Annotated in this window: 19 protein-coding genes; 4 read left to right on the forward strand and 15 right to left on the reverse strand. The window is 39.9% G+C overall.

Annotation, left to right across the window (positions count from 1 at the left end):
* Positions 1 to 45: 45 nt before the first annotated feature.
* From J2S05_RS14515 to J2S05_RS14550, 8 genes are all read right to left on the reverse strand, one after another.
* Positions 46 to 495 (reverse strand): YtxH domain-containing protein, encoded by a 450-nt coding sequence (locus J2S05_RS14515; RefSeq protein WP_306983988.1) that lies wholly within the window; start codon positions 493 to 495, stop codon positions 46 to 48.
* Complete coding sequence (locus tag J2S05_RS14520) at positions 482 to 952, reverse strand: DUF948 domain-containing protein (protein WP_306983990.1); 471 nt, start codon at positions 950 to 952, stop codon at positions 482 to 484. The genes J2S05_RS14515 and J2S05_RS14520 overlap by 14 nt, the downstream gene beginning before the upstream one ends.
* A 209-nt stretch (positions 953 to 1,161) precedes the next feature.
* Positions 1,162 to 2,463 carry a UDP-N-acetylmuramate--L-alanine ligase gene (gene murC, locus J2S05_RS14525; RefSeq protein ID WP_306983992.1) on the reverse strand — a complete coding sequence of 434 codons (1,302 nt, stop codon included), beginning with the start codon at positions 2,461 to 2,463 and terminating at the stop codon, positions 1,162 to 1,164.
* Positions 2,464 to 2,719: 256 nt separating this feature from the next.
* Complete coding sequence (locus J2S05_RS14530) at positions 2,720 to 5,302, reverse strand: DNA translocase FtsK (protein ID WP_306983994.1); 2,583 nt, start codon at positions 5,300 to 5,302, stop codon at positions 2,720 to 2,722.
* A gap of 141 nt (positions 5,303 to 5,443) precedes the next feature.
* The gene (ytpR, locus tag J2S05_RS14535) at positions 5,444 to 6,049 is read right to left on the reverse strand and encodes a YtpR family tRNA-binding protein (protein ID WP_306983996.1); all 606 of its coding nucleotides are present in this window, start codon (positions 6,047 to 6,049) and stop codon (positions 5,444 to 5,446) included.
* A gap of 44 nt (positions 6,050 to 6,093) precedes the next feature.
* The gene (locus J2S05_RS14540) at positions 6,094 to 6,906 is read right to left on the reverse strand and encodes a DUF1444 domain-containing protein (RefSeq protein ID WP_306983998.1); all 813 of its coding nucleotides are present in this window, start codon (positions 6,904 to 6,906) and stop codon (positions 6,094 to 6,096) included.
* Between the two features lie 200 nt (positions 6,907 to 7,106).
* The gene (locus tag J2S05_RS14545; RefSeq protein WP_306984001.1) at positions 7,107 to 7,433 is read right to left on the reverse strand and encodes a thioredoxin family protein; all 327 of its coding nucleotides are present in this window, start codon (positions 7,431 to 7,433) and stop codon (positions 7,107 to 7,109) included.
* 11 nt (positions 7,434 to 7,444) lie between these two features.
* Positions 7,445 to 8,467: a PTS transporter subunit IIC gene (locus tag J2S05_RS14550; RefSeq protein ID WP_306984002.1), complete on the reverse strand. Its 1,023-nt coding sequence runs from the start codon at positions 8,465 to 8,467 to the stop codon at positions 7,445 to 7,447.
* A 149-nt stretch (positions 8,468 to 8,616) separates the two neighbouring features.
* Between J2S05_RS14550 and J2S05_RS14555 the strand changes: the two genes are divergently transcribed.
* The gene (locus J2S05_RS14555) at positions 8,617 to 9,057 is read left to right on the forward strand and encodes a YtoQ family protein (RefSeq protein ID WP_306984004.1); all 441 of its coding nucleotides are present in this window, start codon (positions 8,617 to 8,619) and stop codon (positions 9,055 to 9,057) included.
* Positions 9,058 to 9,107: 50 nt separating this feature from the next.
* Here J2S05_RS14555 and J2S05_RS14560 read toward each other — a convergent pair whose 3' ends face one another.
* Positions 9,108 to 9,638 (reverse strand): DUF84 family protein, encoded by a 531-nt coding sequence (locus J2S05_RS14560; RefSeq protein ID WP_306984006.1) that lies wholly within the window; start codon positions 9,636 to 9,638, stop codon positions 9,108 to 9,110.
* A complete protein-coding gene (locus tag J2S05_RS14565; RefSeq protein WP_306984008.1) occupies positions 9,635 to 10,711 on the reverse strand; it encodes a M42 family metallopeptidase in 1,077 nt (358 codons plus the stop codon). Before J2S05_RS14565 ends, J2S05_RS14560 begins: the two co-directional genes overlap by 4 nt.
* 248 nt (positions 10,712 to 10,959) lie before the next feature.
* On the opposite strand from J2S05_RS14565, the gene J2S05_RS14570 reads away from it, so the two are divergent.
* A complete protein-coding gene (locus J2S05_RS14570) occupies positions 10,960 to 11,262 on the forward strand; it encodes a hypothetical protein (protein WP_306984010.1) in 303 nt (100 codons plus the stop codon).
* Positions 11,263 to 11,523: 261 nt separating this feature from the next.
* Here the strand turns inward: J2S05_RS14570 and trmB are convergent, their stop codons facing one another.
* Complete coding sequence (gene trmB / locus J2S05_RS14575) at positions 11,524 to 12,171, reverse strand: tRNA (guanosine(46)-N7)-methyltransferase TrmB (RefSeq protein WP_306984012.1); 648 nt, start codon at positions 12,169 to 12,171, stop codon at positions 11,524 to 11,526.
* Between the two features lie 88 nt (positions 12,172 to 12,259).
* Between trmB and J2S05_RS14580 the strand changes: the two genes are divergently transcribed.
* Positions 12,260 to 12,520 (forward strand): YtzH-like family protein, encoded by a 261-nt coding sequence (locus J2S05_RS14580; protein ID WP_306984013.1) that lies wholly within the window; start codon positions 12,260 to 12,262, stop codon positions 12,518 to 12,520.
* Positions 12,521 to 12,589: 69 nt separating this feature from the next.
* Here the strand turns inward: J2S05_RS14580 and J2S05_RS14585 are convergent, their stop codons facing one another.
* On the reverse strand, positions 12,590 to 13,366 hold the full coding sequence (locus tag J2S05_RS14585; protein WP_370873653.1) for a phosphotransferase: 777 nt from the start codon (positions 13,364 to 13,366) through the stop codon (positions 12,590 to 12,592).
* 150 nt (positions 13,367 to 13,516) lie between these two features.
* Positions 13,517 to 15,652, reverse strand: a complete 2,136-nt coding sequence (gene pulA, locus J2S05_RS14590; RefSeq protein ID WP_306984016.1) for a type I pullulanase — start codon at positions 15,650 to 15,652, stop codon at positions 13,517 to 13,519.
* Positions 15,653 to 15,843: 191 nt separating this feature from the next.
* On the opposite strand from pulA, the gene purU reads away from it, so the two are divergent.
* The gene (gene purU, locus J2S05_RS14595; protein ID WP_306984019.1) at positions 15,844 to 16,716 is read left to right on the forward strand and encodes a formyltetrahydrofolate deformylase; all 873 of its coding nucleotides are present in this window, start codon (positions 15,844 to 15,846) and stop codon (positions 16,714 to 16,716) included.
* Positions 16,717 to 16,761: 45 nt separating this feature from the next.
* Here purU and J2S05_RS14600 read toward each other — a convergent pair whose 3' ends face one another.
* Both J2S05_RS14600 and J2S05_RS14605 read right to left on the reverse strand, forming a co-directional pair.
* Positions 16,762 to 17,079, reverse strand: coding sequence for a type II toxin-antitoxin system HicB family antitoxin (locus tag J2S05_RS14600; RefSeq protein WP_306984020.1), 318 nt, complete (start codon positions 17,077 to 17,079; stop codon positions 16,762 to 16,764).
* A 132-nt stretch (positions 17,080 to 17,211) separates the two neighbouring features.
* Positions 17,212 to 18,111 carry a nuclease-related domain-containing protein gene (locus tag J2S05_RS14605; RefSeq protein ID WP_306984022.1) on the reverse strand — a complete coding sequence of 300 codons (900 nt, stop codon included), beginning with the start codon at positions 18,109 to 18,111 and terminating at the stop codon, positions 17,212 to 17,214.
* Positions 18,112 to 18,209 lie beyond the last annotated feature (98 nt).

Genomic DNA, 18,209 nt, shown 5'->3' on the forward strand with positions numbered 1-18,209 from the left:
AAAGGCGCACCAGCATCTAAGAGCTGGTACGCCTTTATTTTTTGTTTATTTTAGATTCTTCTTTTCTTGTTCAACCTTTTTTTCTAGGTCATCTACTTCAGATTTAACTGTTTGAGAAACCTTAGAACTTGAATCCTTAACTTCGCTTGTTAAGTCATCTGTTAATGCAGATACATTCTCTTTTGCAATATCTGCCTCAGTCTTAATGCCACCAGCTACTTCTTTCACTTTATCTGCAACTTGGTTTGATTGTTCTGAAACGGTTTTTGCAATGTTTGAAGACTTCTCTTTAGCAATTGAAGCCCACTCATTTCCTTTATCATAAGCACTTGAAGTGATTTCCGTTGTTTTTGCTTTTGCAATTGAAGCTTGCTCTCCAAGATCATTACGAAGTTCTTTACCAGACTTAGGTGCTAAAAATAGAGCAGTAGTTGCCCCTACAATTCCACCGATTAGTGTTCCAATTAGAAAATCCTTTGTATTAATGTCTCCCATGATTAATTCCTCCTTGAGTTTTTATTGGTTCGTCGAGAGTCTGTTTTCTTAACTTAAACTTCGTATACAAATCAAGGGCTGTTGTCCCCCAATTTACAGCTTTAGCTATGTTCTCAGATTGTTCAACCGTTTGGCTTGAAACAGTGTTAGACACTTGCCTAATTGATTGGTTGAACTGAGTCACAGATTGCCCTAAATCTTTTACTGATGTGAATAATGTATTCACTGCTTCAGTCTTTTGCTGAATATCATCAGCAAGTCGATTAGTCTTATGAAGTAGTTGTTCTGTCTCGCTTGTAATACCATTTACTTGTTTCTCTAAATTGGCAACGGTATTAGCTGTATGCTCAAGCGTACGATTGGCTGATCGCAGCGTTCGAACAAGAAAAATAACTAATACTGCAAAAGCAACTGCTGCTACCAGGGCACTTATGTACAAAAGAATTGCCCAATCCATGATGTATCCCTCCTCCATATCAAAGATTTACCCATTACGCTTCATGATTAAACATAAGCGCATGGATATATATTCGACATTTTTTTTGATTATCCTTTATCTTACCCCATTTATGCGTTTTTTTATAATTTAAATTAATTTTTTAAAAAGTATCGCTTAATCAAAAATAAGGTGTAAGGAGAAAAACGTACTCTCCTTACACCTATTATTTATTGCTTAACTAAATGTTCGTATTTCTTTTGGAATTTCTGAATATCACCTGCACCCATAAACAACAGCACGCTGTTAGAGTGTTTAGTCAAAACAGAAACTTCTTCTTCTGAGAGTAGTTCCGATTGAGGAATTAACTGCTGTAGATGTCCAATCGTTAAGCTACCTTTATCTTCTCTTGCAGATCCAAAAATATCACACAAATAAACTGAGTCTGCTTTTGAAAGGGCTTCTGCAAATTCATCAAGGAATGTTTTAGTACGCGTAAATGTGTGTGGTTGAAAAATAGCTACCACTTCACGATCACTATATTTCTTTCTAGCTGCTTCAATCGTAACGGCAATTTCTGTTGGATGATGTGCATAATCATCAATTAGAATTTGTCTTCCGAAATGTTGCTCACTGAATCGGCGTTTTACCCCATCAAATGTTTGAAGGTGTTTAGCAAGCGCTTCTGCAGACACTCCCTCATAATGACAGATCGCAATGACAGCCAATGCATTTAATACGCTATGATTTCCGAAACCAGGAATTGTAAATGTACCATATAAGCTGTTACGGACATATACGTCAAACGTAGTTCCATTCTCACCACTTACCACATTATAAGCTTGGAAGTCATTATGCTCTTTGAAACCATAATAGACAACAGGGACATTCGCATGAATACTTTGCAGATATTCGTCATCTCCACAGGCAATGATCGCTTTGTTCACTTGTTTCGCCATTTCCTGGAATGCATTAAACACATCATGAACATCTTTAAAATAATCCGGATGATCAAAATCAATGTTTGTCATGACACAGTAATCAGGCTTGTAATTTAAAAAGTGACGGCGATATTCACATGCTTCAAATACAAAATACTTTGAATCTTCCTCTCCCTTACCTGTTCCATCCCCTATTAAGTAGGAAACTGGATGGACTGATCCCAACACATGGGATAATAAACCGGTTGTTGAGGTTTTTCCATGGGAGCCTGTTACAGCAACACTAGTAAATTGATTAATAAACCGACCGAGAAAAGATGGATACTGCTCAATTTCGATTCCTTTTTGGGCAGCTTCTTGAAGTTCAATGTGGTCTTCATTGTAGGCTGCAGAAACAATGATTTTTTGATTTTCTTTAATATTTGCCTTATCGAAGGGTAATAGTGGAATCCCTTTTTGTTCAAGAGGTTTTTGGGTGAAGAACGTTTTATCAACATCTGAACCTTGTACATTATAATTCATATCATGTAGGATTTGAGCCAGAGCACTCATCCCTGATCCTTTTATTCCAACAAAATGAAAATTGCTCATAGGTAAACCTCCCCGCTGCCTCTCTTATTATTTCAACTATAAAGTGAGAAGTAGCGTTCATTCATTTTTTTATATTATTTGAGTACATCATCGTATGATTTCCAGGCTCACGCCTATCTTTCCCATTCGCTTGATTCTATCCATTACTATATGTGCCATGCTTGTAAAAAGACTCTGACAACCTACTCCACTGATTCGCAACGTTCACGAACATTCTCTATACTATAGAACAAGTTAGGATTAGACAAGAGCCTTCTTACTCAGTGTATCCGAGCACTTGATCGACAGACATCTCATCAATAAGTACCTGTCTCGGTTTACTGCCCATTGCACCAGTAATAACACCTCGAGCTTCTAACATATCAATTAATCTTGCAGCCCTGTTATACCCAATGCGGAAGCGGCGTTGTAGATTTGAAGCGGAAGCCGTTCCTTGGTTAATAACATGGTAACAAGCTTCTTCGAATAAATCATCTTCTTGCTCACTCTGTTCATATGACTTTTGCATTTGTTCAGTATCAAACATAAATTCTGGTTTGCGCTGTTTTTTTACATAAGATATGACATCTTCAATTTCCTCATCTGTCACAAAAGTCCCTTGCACACGAACAGGCTTTGGCGATCCGTTCTCATTAAATAACATATCTCCACGCCCCAGCAGACGCTCTGCACCATTCATATCTAGAATGGTCCTTGAATCAGTCTGAGATGAAACAGAGAAGGCAATTCGAGTTGGAATGTTCGCTTTAATTAATCCTGTTATGACATCAACAGAAGGGCGTTGCGTAGCAACTAATAAATGAATTCCACATGCACGCGCTTTTTGAGCAATACGGCAAATAGAATCTTCAACCTCCTGAGGAGAGACCATCATTAAGTCAGCTAGTTCATCAATGACTACAAGAATATACGGCATGGCTGGTTTAGACGGTTCTTCTGAATATAGCTCGTTATAACGGCCTACATCACGAACACCTTTTTGGCTGAACTGTTCATACCGGCGTTCCATCTCACCTACCACCCATTTTAGGGCAATGGTCGCTTGTTTTGCATCCGTGATAACTGGTGCTACAAGATGGGGCACATCATTGTAAGGTGCAAGCTCAACCATTTTCGGATCAACTAGGAGTAGTTTTACTTCGTCTGGTGTAGCTTTATATAAGAGACTAATCAAAATCGAGTTAATGCACACACTTTTACCGGATCCTGTAGCTCCAGCAACTAATCCGTGTGGCATTTTTCGCAAATCAGTCACAATCGGCTGACCAGAAATATCTAGCCCTAACGCTACAGTCATTGGCGAAGAAGGTTGAATAAATACATCACGTCTCAATATTTCTCTTAACCATACTGCTTCCGGATGTAAGTTTGGCACTTCAATACCTATCGTATTTTTACCTGGTATCGGCGCCTCAATTCTAATTTCTTTCGCAGATAAAGTCATTTTAATATCGTCACTTAAATTGGTCACCTTATTTACCTTTACCCCGCGTGCAGGTTGGATCTCAAATCTCGTAACGGAAGGACCCATGGTTGTATGAACAACCTTTGCGTCGACATGAAAACTTTGTAGCGTTTCTTCAAGTAGCACGGCCTGCTGATCCAACCACTCCGTATCCATCACCCGCTTTGCCTCCGGATAACGAAGAAGTTGTATGCTTGGCTTCATATAACCAGAATTCGACTCAACTTCTTTTGTTGTAGACGGTGTTGCAGTCTTTTTATCCTTCGGCATCATTAATACATTAAAAGGAACAGAAGCCTTTTGCTTGGTTTGGGATGTGAACGCGGTATTCTCTTTAGTAGGCTGCTTGGTTTTAACAGGTTCTACAACAGGCTGCTGTTCTTCTTTCACCTCAATTGTTGGTTCTTCATAAAAAGGTGATTCATCCTCTACGATTGGTTCTTCGTAGTCTGAATGAGGATTTTCCTCTTTCTCACTACTTTGCTCTGAGGCCGCCTCCTCTAGCTCTAGTATTTCAGGCTGAGGTTCTATGACTTCAAGAGTTGATTGAGTCTTTTGCTCAATCGGTTCAGCTGTGTACGTATCATCCTGTTCAGGTACTATTTCTTCTACCTTCTCAACTGGTATGTACACCACTTCTTCATTTGATTCGACCGGATGTGGATTAGTAGCTATGTCCTCTTCAATCTCTTGAACCGGCTCAGTCACGATCTCTTCCTTTTTACTCTCTTCCTGCGCATAGGAACTCTCAGATAACGTAAAAGTCGTATCTTGAATCGCGTCTTCTTCATCCTTATGATCTACCACTTGATGTACCTCTTTAGTAGACTCTGAGAAGAACGTTTGAGGAATTGACTCTTCAGTTATCTTTGTCGGTTCAACCTCTGGCTCATGCAGGGTAAGCTGAGTCCGTTGGCTTGGCAAGACCTTCCTAAATCCGTGTATAGGTGATGGAATCGACGTTGGTTTAAAATCTGGATTATTAAATTTCACGCGTTCCTTTTTTTCTACTTTTTTAGTCGGCTCTTCTCTCGTTGACTTCCCCGTTCGATCAACATGCTTCTCTACAGATTCATGCGATTTATCAGGTTTAGGCGTGTCGGCCTTCCTATCTTGCATCATTTCTTTTGCTTGTTCTTCAACCTCTAATGGGAACCTTATGCCGTTGGACCTTGCGTACTGATACGTAATTCGTGGGCCTTTATCAGAGGGTTCTTGATAGGAAGGGTATGTATGGCTCGATCTTCTATCAACTTGTTTAGACTGTTGAACATTGGACGATTCTGTCTCTTTCTTATTCTCATCCTTTTCATTCTGTTCCACTCCATAAAATGTCTGTTGAATCCATTTCCGCAAGCGTTGTATAGGTTCCATTTTTCGTTCCACCTGCTTTCTAAACACATCTACCTTGTGAACAGAAAAAAGCCGGCAGCATCTGATCGCCAGGACAACCTTAAATGGCTGTTACATGGACCCGTTGCTAAACCAGCCTTTTTCATCAGTTAGGCTGTTTTTTTATCGTGTAAATGAAGAACCTATTTCTGATGAATCATCAAGAACTAGAATCCCTTTTTCTTCAGGGGCATCCGGAAGATTCAATTCCTTTGCCGAACAAATCATACCATTCGATTCAACGCCACGAAGAGAGGCTTTCTTAATTTGGAGTCCGCTTGGCATGACAGCCCCTTCTAATGCAACAACAACCTTTTGTCCTGCCTCCACATTTGGAGCACCACATACGATTTGCAATGTTTCACTTCCTACATTAACTTGACAAACATTTAGTTTATCAGCGTTTTCATGCTTGTCTTTTGATGAGACATAGCCAACAACAAATAATGGCTTGTTAGAGCCTTCAAAGTTAATGTCGAATCCTTCTCCGCTTAACGCCTTATTAATCAATTCCTTCACAGATTCTGTCAGATCAACAACGCCTGATTCAGTTAATTCTCCATAGGAAGACGCATCAAAGATATTATATCCTGTCGTCTGTTTTGTTGAAGTGTCATAAATTCTAGAAACATTCCCTTTACGCTCATATGCTAGCTCTACCGGTTCACTATTTGAAAGAGAGATTAACAACGTATCGCCTATCCCTTTTTGATTATAAAATATATTCATGGACGTTCTCCTTTATTCTATTCTGCCTATTAGTATAACATAGGTTATTTTTTAGTAGATGGGCCTTTAGGTTTTTTTTGCGCCATAATAAACACTGGCTCAAGCTCTCCATCTTTCATCAAAAAAGGTAGGGCTGTTACTGGGACTCTACCTTGTCCGAAAAACGTTAAAGCTGTCTGTGCCATGACATCATAGCCAGTATCATTCACTAGATCCACAAACATAAGTGCGTCTTGATGAGGAATGGCAATGCCTAATTCGCCGTGCACCTTTTTTCCCATACGTTCAATGAGAGATTGATCAAGAATTCGACTTGCTTCATAGCCATCCTTGGCATTCATAAAGTAAAATGTGTTACCAGCTACTTCTTGCTGTTTAAACGGTTGTGGAAGTGATCGGACATTAAATAATGCAGTTTCCCTTAAAGAATCAGCCGTAAAGCCATTCTCTTCAAGAAGAGCATGATCGATTAATGTGTAGGAATCACCAAGATCCAACGCATAATAAACTCTTGTTTCTGCCGTGTGTTCATGAAACACAAGCTTCTTCCCATCAGCTGATTCTTCAGGAAAAGAGGCAGCACGAATAACAGGGAGTATCTTACTCTCATTCCCCTTTAATTCAACCTTCTGACGCATAGACTCTAAGCCTACTTGTACATAGCGAATCGATTCCTCGACCCCTGCATAGTCTTCCCTTTCCCATTTAGCAAGTAATGGGCGTAGAGATAAGGTTACACCCTTTTGGGTAGCGCTATCCTCTACTCGGAGTGTCGCTTCTTTTTGATCATACTTAATACGCCAATCTGGTCGCTCAAGCTGTGATTCTATTTTCTTTCTGAATTCCTGCATATTCATCTAATATCTTCCTTTCTAACAAACGGTAGACCGTTACGAACTCTTCTAGATAAGATTCTATCATGCAATGACTCACATTCCAACGAAACGGGCATCTCCAGAATATTTGGCTTACATTCAAGTGTCATTCGATCGTTAATCCAACAACAAAAAAAGCCAGGAACAAATCAAATGATTTGCTCCTGGCTCTCTAAAACCATTTAAACGCTTTTTGCCTCTGCTTCTGTTAAGAATGTTTCTATTTCTTCCTGTGACTTGCGGTCTTTACTTACGAAGCGATTAACTTCTGCACCATTCGCATAAGCTAAAAAGCTTGGAATTCCAAATATGCTAAGCTCTCCACAAAGATCAATAAACTGATCACGATCCACATAATAAAAATTAAACGTTGGAAAATCAGCTTCAATTCTTGGAAGAATCGGTTCTATGATACGACAGTCAGGGCACCAATCTGCCGAAAACATAAATACAGCTGTTTCTTTTTCACTAATTTGCTTAAAGTGTTCTAAATCCTTAACGTGTTCCATGTCTAATCTCCTCAGCTTTCTTTTGATAAAGTATAGATTTTCATATCTCCATCTTTAATATAACCCATTTTCCTCATAATTTCCGAGAAAAAGAGACTGAGAAGAGCAGGAGTAATAAAATAAAATAGAAGGACAGCCGTTACACTTGATCCGCTAAACCCCATATCTCGGAATGTCATAATCGGTCCTACAAGTCCGCTTGTCCCCATGCCTGCGCCAGCTGGAATATTTGTGATACCAAAAACGATTACCCCAATTGGTGCTAGGATCGCACCTGCTAGTAATGGAGGAATAATAATAATTGGTTTCTTCACGACATTTGGCAGCTGCAGCATAGACGTACCCATGCCAAGTGGGATGATCCCAGAAAATCCATTATCTCTGTACCCACTTAAAGCAAAGCCAACCATTTGCGCTGCACATCCAATTGTGGCAGCACCCGCAATTGGTCCTTCAAGCTCCAGTACCATGGCTAACGCAGCGCTTGACGTTGGTCCTGTAATAACTAATCCCATCAAGGTGGCAACCACAATACACATAATTAAAGGCTGTTGTTCTCCAGCCCACATCATCGCTTTACCTAGTGTGGTCATGGTTGTCTGAACTCCTGGCCCTGCAAATACTGCCGTAAGATACCCACTGACTACTGTAACAAAGGGTACCAAGATGATATCCATTTTTGTTTCACCACTGATTAACTTACCAAGCTCTGTCGCGATGACAGCAGCAACAAAACTTCCAGAAACTCCACCAAATTCTGCACCTGCTGCACCTGCTACAACAGCGGATAATACAACAAGTCTAGGAGCTTTTAGACCAAGAGCTACAGCTGCACCGATTGCTGGTCCCATCATGCCCATTGCTAATTCACCAACACGAACCAAACTAGGTAAACCAAATTGTTCTCCTGCAGTACTTATAATAAGTCCAATAATTAACGTAGCAAAAAAGCCAATGGCCATCTGTCCCATTGCGTCAATGAGATACACTCGCCAATGAAGATGTACTCCTTTTTTTCTAAGAAACGTATTCATTTTTCTCCCCCTGTCGATCATCCTATCCCATCATACATCCAGTTCATACATATGACAAGACACCTGTTAACTCTTTATCTCTCTTTTTTGCTCTAACTTAGTTGCTTAGGTATACTAAAGGAAGATGCTACCAAAGAAAGGATGTTTAGATGAATTTATCAGTCTATCTTGCAGGAGAAATTCATAGTTCATGGAGAGACGAAATCAAGCAGTTAACTAGTGATCTTCCCATTACATGTTTTAGTCCAATGGAAAATCACGAACGATCGGATAACATCGGTGAAGAAATATTGGGATCACAACCGAATGCAATCGCAAAAGATGAAGCGGCATCGAGCCTCAACAACTTGCGTACCCAAGTTCTTCTGCAAAAATCAGATGTAGTAATCGCTTTGTTTGGTGAGTCATATAAACAGTGGAATACAGCAATGGACGCATCAACGGCCGTTGCTTTAGGTAAGCCACTCATTCTCATTCGCCCAGATACGTTGCATCATGCACTAAAAGAACTATCTAACAAAGCTCAGGTTGTTGTAGAAACACCTCAACAGGCAGTGGCCGCGTTATCCTATATTTTTGAGAGCGAATAAAAAAAGACATCTACCAAACATTTTTGTTGGTAGATGTCTTTTTAGTCTTTTCACTTTGACAAAAGATATTGGCCGTACAGAGCCTTTACAATCTGACTGAACATATCTTTTCGAGAAACCCAATTAGCTGTAAATAACCCCACAGCTCCTTCTCTTGTATTGGTTCCCTCTTCATTTTTATGTTCGTCCATGATGGTACCTAGTTCTTGCCCTCTCGAAAGAGCAACACTTACATCTGCCGGGACTGGAATTCGCAGTCCACTCGCTTCCCAAACTCGTCCCTTAGAATCAACAAGTGCTCCCCAGTTGCATAAGAGTAGTGAGCCAGAATCGGTTTCACTTACCCCTCCTTCGAGTCCAATCCCTAAATCTGCGTTAGCTTCCATTAAGGCTGCCTTAGCTCGGTTTATGGCTCCTTGCCTTGTTTCTTCATCTGAAAACGGCTGACAGCTAACACCTGAAGGAGCATCCACCGTAATAAACTCAAAGAGTTCGCGGATTAATGGTTCTTGGACAGCATGAACTTTAGCTGGATTCTTTGTGCCAATAGCTAGGACTTGATATGATTTTTCATTACTCATAGTGAGTGGCCGATTAGAGTCTCAAACGTCGATTTATCAGACGTTTTAACAAGCTTCACAATTAGCTCTTTTGCTGCTGCATAATCATCAACATGAATAATTGAACCTGATGTATGAATATAACGCGAACAGATTCCAACTACAGCCGAAGGTACGCCTTCATTTACTAGATGAACACGACCTGCATCCGTTCCACCTGGAGAAATAAAATATTGATACGGAATATTATTTGATTCAGCTGTATCCAAAACAAACTCACGCATGCCTTTATGTGTGATCATTGTACGATCAAAAATTCGTAGAAGTGCACCTTTTCCCAGATGACCAAACGCGTCTTTTCCACCTGTTGCATCATTAGCTGGACTAGCATCTAATGCATAAAAAAGATCTGGTTTAATCATTTGAGCGGACGTCTGAGCACCACGAAGACCAACCTCTTCCTGAACCGTTGCACCAGAATAGAGAATGTTAGGGATTGACTCACCCTGAAGCTCTTTTAACAATTCGATGGCAAGTCCAACACCATAACGATTGTCCCATGCCTTCGCAAGAATTTTTTTAGGATTAGCAAGAGGCGTAAATTCGCTTACTGGTACAATTTGTTGTCCTGGCATAATACCAAGCTTCACAGCCTCCTCTTTATCGTCAGCCCCAATGTCGATATACATTTGTTTAAGTGGCATTGGCTTATTTCGTTGACTATCTTCAAGTAGATGCGGAGGAGTTGAACCAATCACTCCAATAATCGGACCATTATCAGTCATAATTTGTACACGCTGTGCCAGAAGAACTTGGCTCCACCAGCCACCAAGTGTTTGAAATTTGATAAGGCCTTTATCATTAATAGATGTCACCATGAATCCTACTTCATCCATGTGGCCAGCAACCATAACAGTTGGACCAGCTTCGTCCCCACGTTGAACTCCAAAAATACTTCCAAGACGATCTTGAACAATCTCGTCGGTGTATTTCGTTAGTTCCTCTCGAACGAAATGACGTACCCCATGCTCAAACCCTGAAGCTCCCTGTAGTTCTGTTAAAGTCTTAAATAATGCTAATGTATCCTTATTCATTTAAAGTTCCTCTCTTTCTTCGCTCTAGTCATTTTCTATGTAGCCTTTATCCCTATCCTTAGTGTATCGAATCTTCTTTTAAAATGCCACATTTCTTATATTCATGACGTAAGTCTAGTTCGTATGGTATGGTATCAATGGACAAGCTTTGCAGAGTTTTTAAACTACTGGTATGATTATAGACATTCAATCGTACACACATATAAGTTATCAGCGATGTTACTTATGAATGAAAGGAATGAAAAGACATGAAAAAACTGTCATTAGGATTAGGCGTTGGCTTTTTACTCGGTTATTTTCTTCGTCCGACCATTACAAAAGAACGAATTTCACCTGAAAAGGCCCTTAAAAAAGCAAAAGCAACAGCTTCTTCACAGCATACAATTAGTGGATCTTGGATTCATATGAACCCTGAAACCGTTGAAAGATATGGTCTTCAATATGAGATCTATCGTGGAGGCATATCTACTTCCACTCCAGACGGCACCATTCAATATGACTTTATTAGTGAAACGAAAAACGGAACGTTATTAGAGTTAACACAGTCTTAACGTACTAAATGGGCGCTGACACAAAGCTGTTTTAGCTATCTAAAAACCCGAATCATTCTGCGGTTTAACTCGCAGAATGATTCGGGTTTTTGTCGTTTGAAATAAGAGAGTAACGCTACACTCCCACGGGCTAGCCTGTGAGCCTCCTTGTGCTACCGCACTGTAACTCCACCCTGGCCTTTACTCCCATAGAGAGCTAGATGCATATCCTACGCTAGTTTTATCTCATTTTAAAAATCAACTTTGTGATTATGTCCCAGTCTAATTTTTTGCTCTATACTTTGCTTCGCAGCGATAAATGCGCATTTGTTTTTTTGAGAATTTTTCTTCATATTCTGTCATGACATTTCCTTCAAACTCACTCTCATGAAGGTTAAGACTAACATTGTTTATGACCATACCGTATAACGAAAAGCTGTGCAATGAATACTCAAATAGACCTTGGTTATCGGTTTTAAAGTGAATTTCACCTTCTGGCACCAGTAAACGCTCATATAAAGACAGAAATGATTTGTAAGTTAAGCGACGCTTTTCGTGTCGTGATTTTGGCCACGGATCTGTGAAATTAATAAAAAACTGATCCACTTCACCAGGTTCAAAAAAGTCAGCTATGTCTGCAACATCCTCACTAAGCAGTTTTACATTGGTCAGACCTGCTTCTTCCACGCGTTCCATCGCCGTGTAAAGTACACTTTGATATTTCTCAACTCCAATGTACAATACATCAGGATGTTGAAGGCCCATTCCAGTTAAGAACTGCCCCTTTCCAGTCCCTACCTCTACATGAATTTTCTTATAGTTACCAAAGTAATTTTTCCACTTTCCTGCTATGTCTTTAGGATCTTGTATCACAATATGATCTCGTTTCTTTAATTCATCAGACGCCCAAGGTTTATGACGTAATCTCATGTTCGTTCTTCCTCCTGCTTGTCTATTTTTGTATAGTCCATATATTTTTGGTTACATTAAGAGCACCATTGTATAAAGGAGTCTCGACATGACCCTCTCTAATTCACACAAACTACAATTATTGTGCGACCTTCTCCAAAATCAATCCGATGAGCAATACATGACCGATGGTGAAGCCCATCAAATTGATCGTTTGCTTCAAGTTCTATCTAGAGACACTTCCTTAGATCCTACTTTATTACAAACACTTCAGCGGATTCAAGAACAACATCAATTAGATAACAGACCTTTTTCAAATGATGTTTCTGGATGGGTAATGACTCTTTCATCCGATCAAACGACAGAATAACTGATCATTTCTCAGGAAATAACATTCATAACAAAAGCTCATCCGACTTTATGGATGAGCTTCTCCTATTTATAGAAGGGTGACCAAATACTCTCGAAACTTCATTGCCTCTTCTGGCTGACCTCGTTCATAATGCCAGGTAATCAGAGTGATTGTCTGCGCAACCACATACCAATGCATGCGGTCACGAAGAGATTGGTCAAGCTCAATTCCATAATTATGTAACCATTCTGGCCAATCCTGTTCGGCAATATAGGAATACAATAATAATCCAATATCAAGAGCAGGATCTGCAACCATTGCCCCATCCCAATCAATCAAATATAGGTTACGACTCGCATCATCAATCATCCAGTTGTTATGATTGATATCACAATGACAGACCACACTCGGAAAGTCCTTCACCTTATGAATATTGCTCTTCAGGTAATCCATTCCTAATTGAATTCGATCCGATCCGATATCAGCAAGTTCAGTCTGTATATGCAGGTTTTCAAGCATCACTTCAGGAACAAGTGGTTCATTCCCAATTCGCTTAAACATATCAAGCAGTTCGCTTGATCCGTGGATAGTAGAGAGCAAATTTGCCACTTGGCTATCTTTCATCTGATTGGCCTTAAGTTCTTGACCTTTAACCCATCTTTGAGCCGTAATGACATCGCCATTCTCTAAACGTTTTGTCCACAACAGCTTTGGAACAATGCCCTCAGCTGAAAGTACCGCTAGAAAAGGTGATGAATTGCGTTTCAAAAAGACCTGCTGGTCACCGTACCGGGCTACATATGCTTCACCTGTTGCACCTCCGGCTGGTTGAACCTCCCAGCCATCTCCTAAAAACATTTCCAACCCATTCACCTTCAATTTCCTCTTCTTTTCAAACACATTGGTTTCATTATTAGTAGTATATCTTATTTAATCAAATGAACCAAGAACGTTATGGTAAAAACCCAACCAAAAATAAGCAGAGCTGCTCGCAAGACTGGCTCCGCTTATACATCATTGAAGACATACCATCGTGGACAGTGGAGAAACAGTTAGCTCTTCTCCACGCAGTGAATATAATGGTACCAAAGAAGCAGCTTTTTCGTCAACGCAAACTTGCCATATTCCTTGAACTTTACAAAAAAACGACCTATTATGCTCTGTTCCGTTGTGTGCAATGAGTATTTTTTGTATACCTTGATGACCAGATAACCCATAATTTAGCTCATACAACAAGAAGTCCGATTCACAAATCAACCAATTTATTCTCTTATGGATCTCATGATACGTTGGCAATGAGAAAATTGAATATGCCTTCCTGATTTGAATGATTCCTTTGACATATTGCGCATAGTTATCATAAGCCGTTCGTCTATCCCAATCCAACCCATTGATCCAATCTGGGGTGCAGTAGCTGTTTTCCACACCTAATTTAGTGCGGCACCATTCCTGCCCTGCGTGTAGAAAAGGAATACCTTGCGATAGAAGAATCATGCTGGTAACTAAGATATGGCGTCTTTCTGTTCCTTCTGTGCCACTCTCAGCTTGTTGATGACTGAATTTGTCCCAAATGGTTAAATTATCGTGCGCTTCTGCATAGTGAATAGCTTGTGCGGGATGATTGAACCGAGAAGGGTTACCACAAATCGCATCCTTCATCGCACTAGGGTCTGTTCCCGTCAGAGTGAATCCTCCTGACTGGTGGGAAAAGAGATGACCTGTTAGCAGATCTCTGAAGCGGTCTTCAAAAAAAGAAACGTGAAGTAACTCATTTGCTTGTTCCGTTATGGCCAATTGATGGTCTGGATACGCGGTATCCATTCTCCACCCCTCACCAAGTAATAAAATGTCCTTATTCATTTTATCGGTAAGATCAGAAATCTCTTTCATCGTTTCCAGATCGATGATGCCCATTAAATCAAATCTAAGACCGTCAACGTTGAACGTGGTTAATAAATAAGTCACAGAGTCGACAATCATTTTTCGTACCATACTTCTCTCAGTTGCCAGATCATTTCCTACACCTGTTCCATTACTCATGTTTCCATTTGTTTTGTACCGAAAAAAATAGCCTGGAACTAATTGTTCAATCGCTGAATCCTCCCATATATACTGATGATTGTACACAACATCTAGAATCACTCGAATGCCCTCGTTGTGAAATCCTTTTATCAGCTCATGAAGTTCTTCTACTCGCTTATATCCACTATAGGGATTCGTTGAATAACTTCCTTCAATACCGAAAAAGTGTGTTGTATCATACCCCCAATTGTATGTCTCCAAAGCATTGCTCTCATCAACAGTAGAGAATTCCTGGACTGGCATTAGCTGTACATGAGTGATACCCAGTTCCTTCATGTAATCAAGTCCAGTAGTTAAGCCCTGCCTATTTCTTGTCCCTCGTTCTAAGAGTCCGCTAAACGTCCCTTTTTGAACAACTCCACTCGAAGCAGCACTCGTAAAGTCACGAATATGCACTTCATATATTACGGATTGCTCCTTTTTTAATGGTTTCAATTTATGGGTGTCATCACCCTTTAAAATCAGTCTACCTATCATCGCTTTTTGCCCATTAATTGATAAGAATGCGGCATAAGGATCCACAATTCGTACAGGATCAGTACCTGGGTTTGTCACAATATATTGATACCAAAACCCCTGCCAATCGCCATCAAGATGTGATCGCCACACACCAGAGGTTTCACGATCGAATGAGATGATTGTGCCCTTTTCATCAAACCACTGTTTATAGATAATCAGCTCCACTTTAACGGCTGTTGGTGACCAAATGACAAACGTACTTTGCTTCTGTTTATAACAAACACCTAAATCAGACCCAGAATAATAAAACAAATCATCAAATTCCTTAGTTCGAACCACCTCTTTAGGTAACACAGGGCAAAATTGTCCTGGCACCCCAGCCAAAGTCACCTGACCAAATGGATACGGTTCCTCTAAATATAACAATACTTCATTTGAACTATGCATCTGAACCTTTGACGGGAGTAACGTTCCATTCACTAAAATTTGCACTGTTTTAAGCTCGCAGTCTGAAAGAGCTCTCCTACTTGTTAGCTTTACTAACCTCATACTAACCAAGGCTGCCTCCGTAAAAAGAGAATTGACAGTTAGGGTCTTCGTTTGCTTCAATAAGAAAAGCTCCTTCCCATATAAGTCGCAACGTTGTTTTTTTTTACATATAAATAAAGTTTAGAGGAATGGTAAGTACATTCTCGAACAGAAGAGATCGATTACGAGTTGTGCTCTAGCCTATGTTTATAGATAACCCATCATGCGCTTATTTTTCGTAAGGTTGCTACTCATTTAGTGGAGGGAAGATCATGATACAATCTTTACCAAATAATAGAGGACGACTTTTGGTTGCTTGCAAAGATCAGCCAGGAATTGTTGCTACTATATCAAGTTTTTTGCAAAAGCAAGGAGCAAATATCGTTCAATCGGATCAATATACAACCGATCCCGAGGGCGGCATGTTTTTTATGCGTGTTGAATTTGATTGGTCAACAAAAGGTGATGACTTTAATCAAATTAGAGAGGATTTCCAAAGCATTGCTTCGGCATTTCAATTTGACTGGCGAATGGAAAGAGCCACTCGAAAGAAAAAAATGGTGATTTTTGTTTCAAAAGAAAATCACTGTCTTCTCGAATTATTGTGGAAGTGGAAAGCCGGTGAACTTCACGTGGATATCCCTTTGGTTATTAGTAATCATCCAGATCAGCAAGAGGAAGTTGAATCTTATGGTATTCCATTTGTTCATATTCCAGTTGAAAAGGGAAAGAAACAAGAAGCTGAGCAAAAAGCAATTCAACTTATTAAAGAACATGAGGCTGACTTTATTGTGTTAGCCCGTTACATGCAAATTCTTTCACCAAACTTTGTTCAATCTTTTCCCAAAAAGATTATTAACATCCACCATTCCTTTTTACCTGCTTTTATTGGAGCGAATCCTTATGCGAAAGCCTTTGAACGAGGTGTCAAATTAATTGGTGCCACCGCTCATTATGTGACAGACGATTTGGATGAAGGACCCATTATCGAGCAGGATATTATGCGAGTTAATCACCGATATTCAAGTGACGAGCTTCGAGTAGCAGGTCGAAATGTAGAGCGGATTGCCCTTGCACGTGCCGTGGTTTGGCATCACGAAGACCGTGTGATTATTCACGGAAACAAAACGGTTGTTTTTTCATAAGGTAAACAAGAACAAGCTGACTCCAAATGGAGTCAGCTTGTTTTATTAAATAAACTTTTGAAGTTCTTCGTTAATATATTGTACGTCTAGATTAGACATCTCCGGGAGAATATGAATAAGCTGTGCCCCTTCACGTTGCACCGGGAGAGCTGACTCTCCATAGCGCCTTAACCATAAACTCAATGCCTCTTTCAATCCTTGTTTCGCTTCTTTAACGCTATCTCCAAAGCTCACGCATCCATCAATACCTTCCAGTTCAATCATGTATTCCTTTTTGCCAAACCAATTTGGAACTTGACGTAGGTACCAAGTGAATTCCTCAGGGCATACATGATCATACGGAAAATCGCTTTCCGTCCTCATTGTAACCTACTCTCCTCTCGATTTTTGCGTGGACAGTCTCTATCTCTCTCACGAACATTGCTTAATCAACTTTCTATTATACGGCTCATTGCCTACGCTTTCAATGGTATAGGCTAAAAAAAGCCTAATAAGCTATGCTTCTTCTTGTTCTAGGTGCTTTGGCTCACAAACATTTAACAAGTACTCTGCTGCCTTCACCTGATGATATTTAAGCGGTGTAGTTGATTGCGAGAGCTTATTTTTCCATGATTGGAATGTCCTTTTATCAACACAATCAAATTTTAAGCCACTTGTACGTTGATCAATAATTGCATCAGGAGCTACCACTAAACTGCGAATAGGCATATCAATTTCATGTTGATCTAAAACAGCCTTAACTACTCGTTCCATTCTCTCTAGTGATGGGAGAGGACTTAATCGTTTATGCCTTTCTTTATTCACATATTCAATCCAATACCTTTCAGAGCTAGCTTCAAATACACTTAACGGATCACCCTTAAGAATGGTCATACAAACTAATTCAGTTGGGGTGATTAATAAAATGTCTAATTCAATCTCTGCTTTTTTCACGTACATAATCGGTTTATAGAAGATAAAGCAATTATCAGGGAGATCCAACGCCAGCCATTTAAGCCATGTGTTTTTGAAAAGCGAATTAGACTCTACTTGCTCTTCACTCTCCTCCAAGAAGACACCAGCCCATTCTAACTGCATCGTATACATCTCATCCTTGAATTGCTTTTTAACCCTTTGGAAAGCCTCGTGCTCTCTTTGTTTCTCATCTACTTCATTTTGCTCAGTGTTTGTCCATTTCCGAACATGAGTCACTGCTTTAGACCACATGCCAGCTAGCGGTGAACTCTCCGTTAAATCTTCATATTCATGTCGGAGAGTCTCTGCAAATTCACGTTTCCAACTTTCATGTAAATAATGCCATCTTTCTTTTTTTAATCGTGTGAACTGACTAGGGTATCGTTGCAAATCTGTTTGATACCGGGATCGATATTCCATAATTCGTATAATATGAGCCACAGCTCCGCCTCCATTAGACTGCTTGCGACTCATTATCTTCGCTAGCTTTCTTTTTATTTATTTTACCATAGTAAAACATTGGAGGAACTGAAACTTCT

Origin of the sequence: Alkalicoccobacillus murimartini, assembly GCF_030813245.1 — a bacterium.
In the GTDB taxonomy this organism is placed as follows: domain Bacteria; phylum Bacillota; class Bacilli; order Bacillales; family Bacillaceae_D; genus Alkalicoccobacillus; species Alkalicoccobacillus murimartini.

Bases quoted from the DNA above. Each gene is read 5' to 3' on its own strand.
- J2S05_RS14560 (WP_306984006.1), bottom strand. From the start codon at position 9,638: ATGAGTAATGAAAAATCATATCAAGTCCTAGCTATTGGCACAAAGAAT.
- J2S05_RS14555 (WP_306984004.1), top strand. From the start codon at position 8,617: ATGAATTTATCAGTCTATCTTGCAGGAGAAATTCATAGTTCATGGAGA.
- J2S05_RS14550 (WP_306984002.1), bottom strand. From the start codon at position 8,467: ATGAATACGTTTCTTAGAAAAAAAGGAGTACATCTTCATTGGCGAGTG.
- J2S05_RS14520 (WP_306983990.1), bottom strand. From the start codon at position 952: ATGGATTGGGCAATTCTTTTGTACATAAGTGCCCTGGTAGCAGCAGTT.
- murC (WP_306983992.1), bottom strand. From the start codon at position 2,463: ATGAGCAATTTTCATTTTGTTGGAATAAAAGGATCAGGGATGAGTGCT.
- J2S05_RS14580 (WP_306984013.1), top strand. From the start codon at position 12,260: ATGACCCTCTCTAATTCACACAAACTACAATTATTGTGCGACCTTCTC.
- purU (WP_306984019.1), top strand. From the start codon at position 15,844: ATGATACAATCTTTACCAAATAATAGAGGACGACTTTTGGTTGCTTGC.
- J2S05_RS14570 (WP_306984010.1), top strand. From the start codon at position 10,960: ATGAAAAAACTGTCATTAGGATTAGGCGTTGGCTTTTTACTCGGTTAT.
- J2S05_RS14515 (WP_306983988.1), bottom strand. From the start codon at position 495: ATGGGAGACATTAATACAAAGGATTTTCTAATTGGAACACTAATCGGT.
- J2S05_RS14565 (WP_306984008.1), bottom strand. From the start codon at position 10,711: ATGAATAAGGATACATTAGCATTATTTAAGACTTTAACAGAACTACAG.
- J2S05_RS14600 (WP_306984020.1), bottom strand. From the start codon at position 17,079: ATGAGGACGGAAAGCGATTTTCCGTATGATCATGTATGCCCTGAGGAA.
- J2S05_RS14545 (WP_306984001.1), bottom strand. From the start codon at position 7,433: ATGGAACACGTTAAGGATTTAGAACACTTTAAGCAAATTAGTGAAAAA.
- J2S05_RS14530 (WP_306983994.1), bottom strand. From the start codon at position 5,302: ATGGAACCTATACAACGCTTGCGGAAATGGATTCAACAGACATTTTAT.
- ytpR (WP_306983996.1), bottom strand. From the start codon at position 6,049: ATGAATATATTTTATAATCAAAAAGGGATAGGCGATACGTTGTTAATC.
- trmB (WP_306984012.1), bottom strand. From the start codon at position 12,171: ATGAGATTACGTCATAAACCTTGGGCGTCTGATGAATTAAAGAAACGA.
- J2S05_RS14540 (WP_306983998.1), bottom strand. From the start codon at position 6,906: ATGAATATGCAGGAATTCAGAAAGAAAATAGAATCACAGCTTGAGCGA.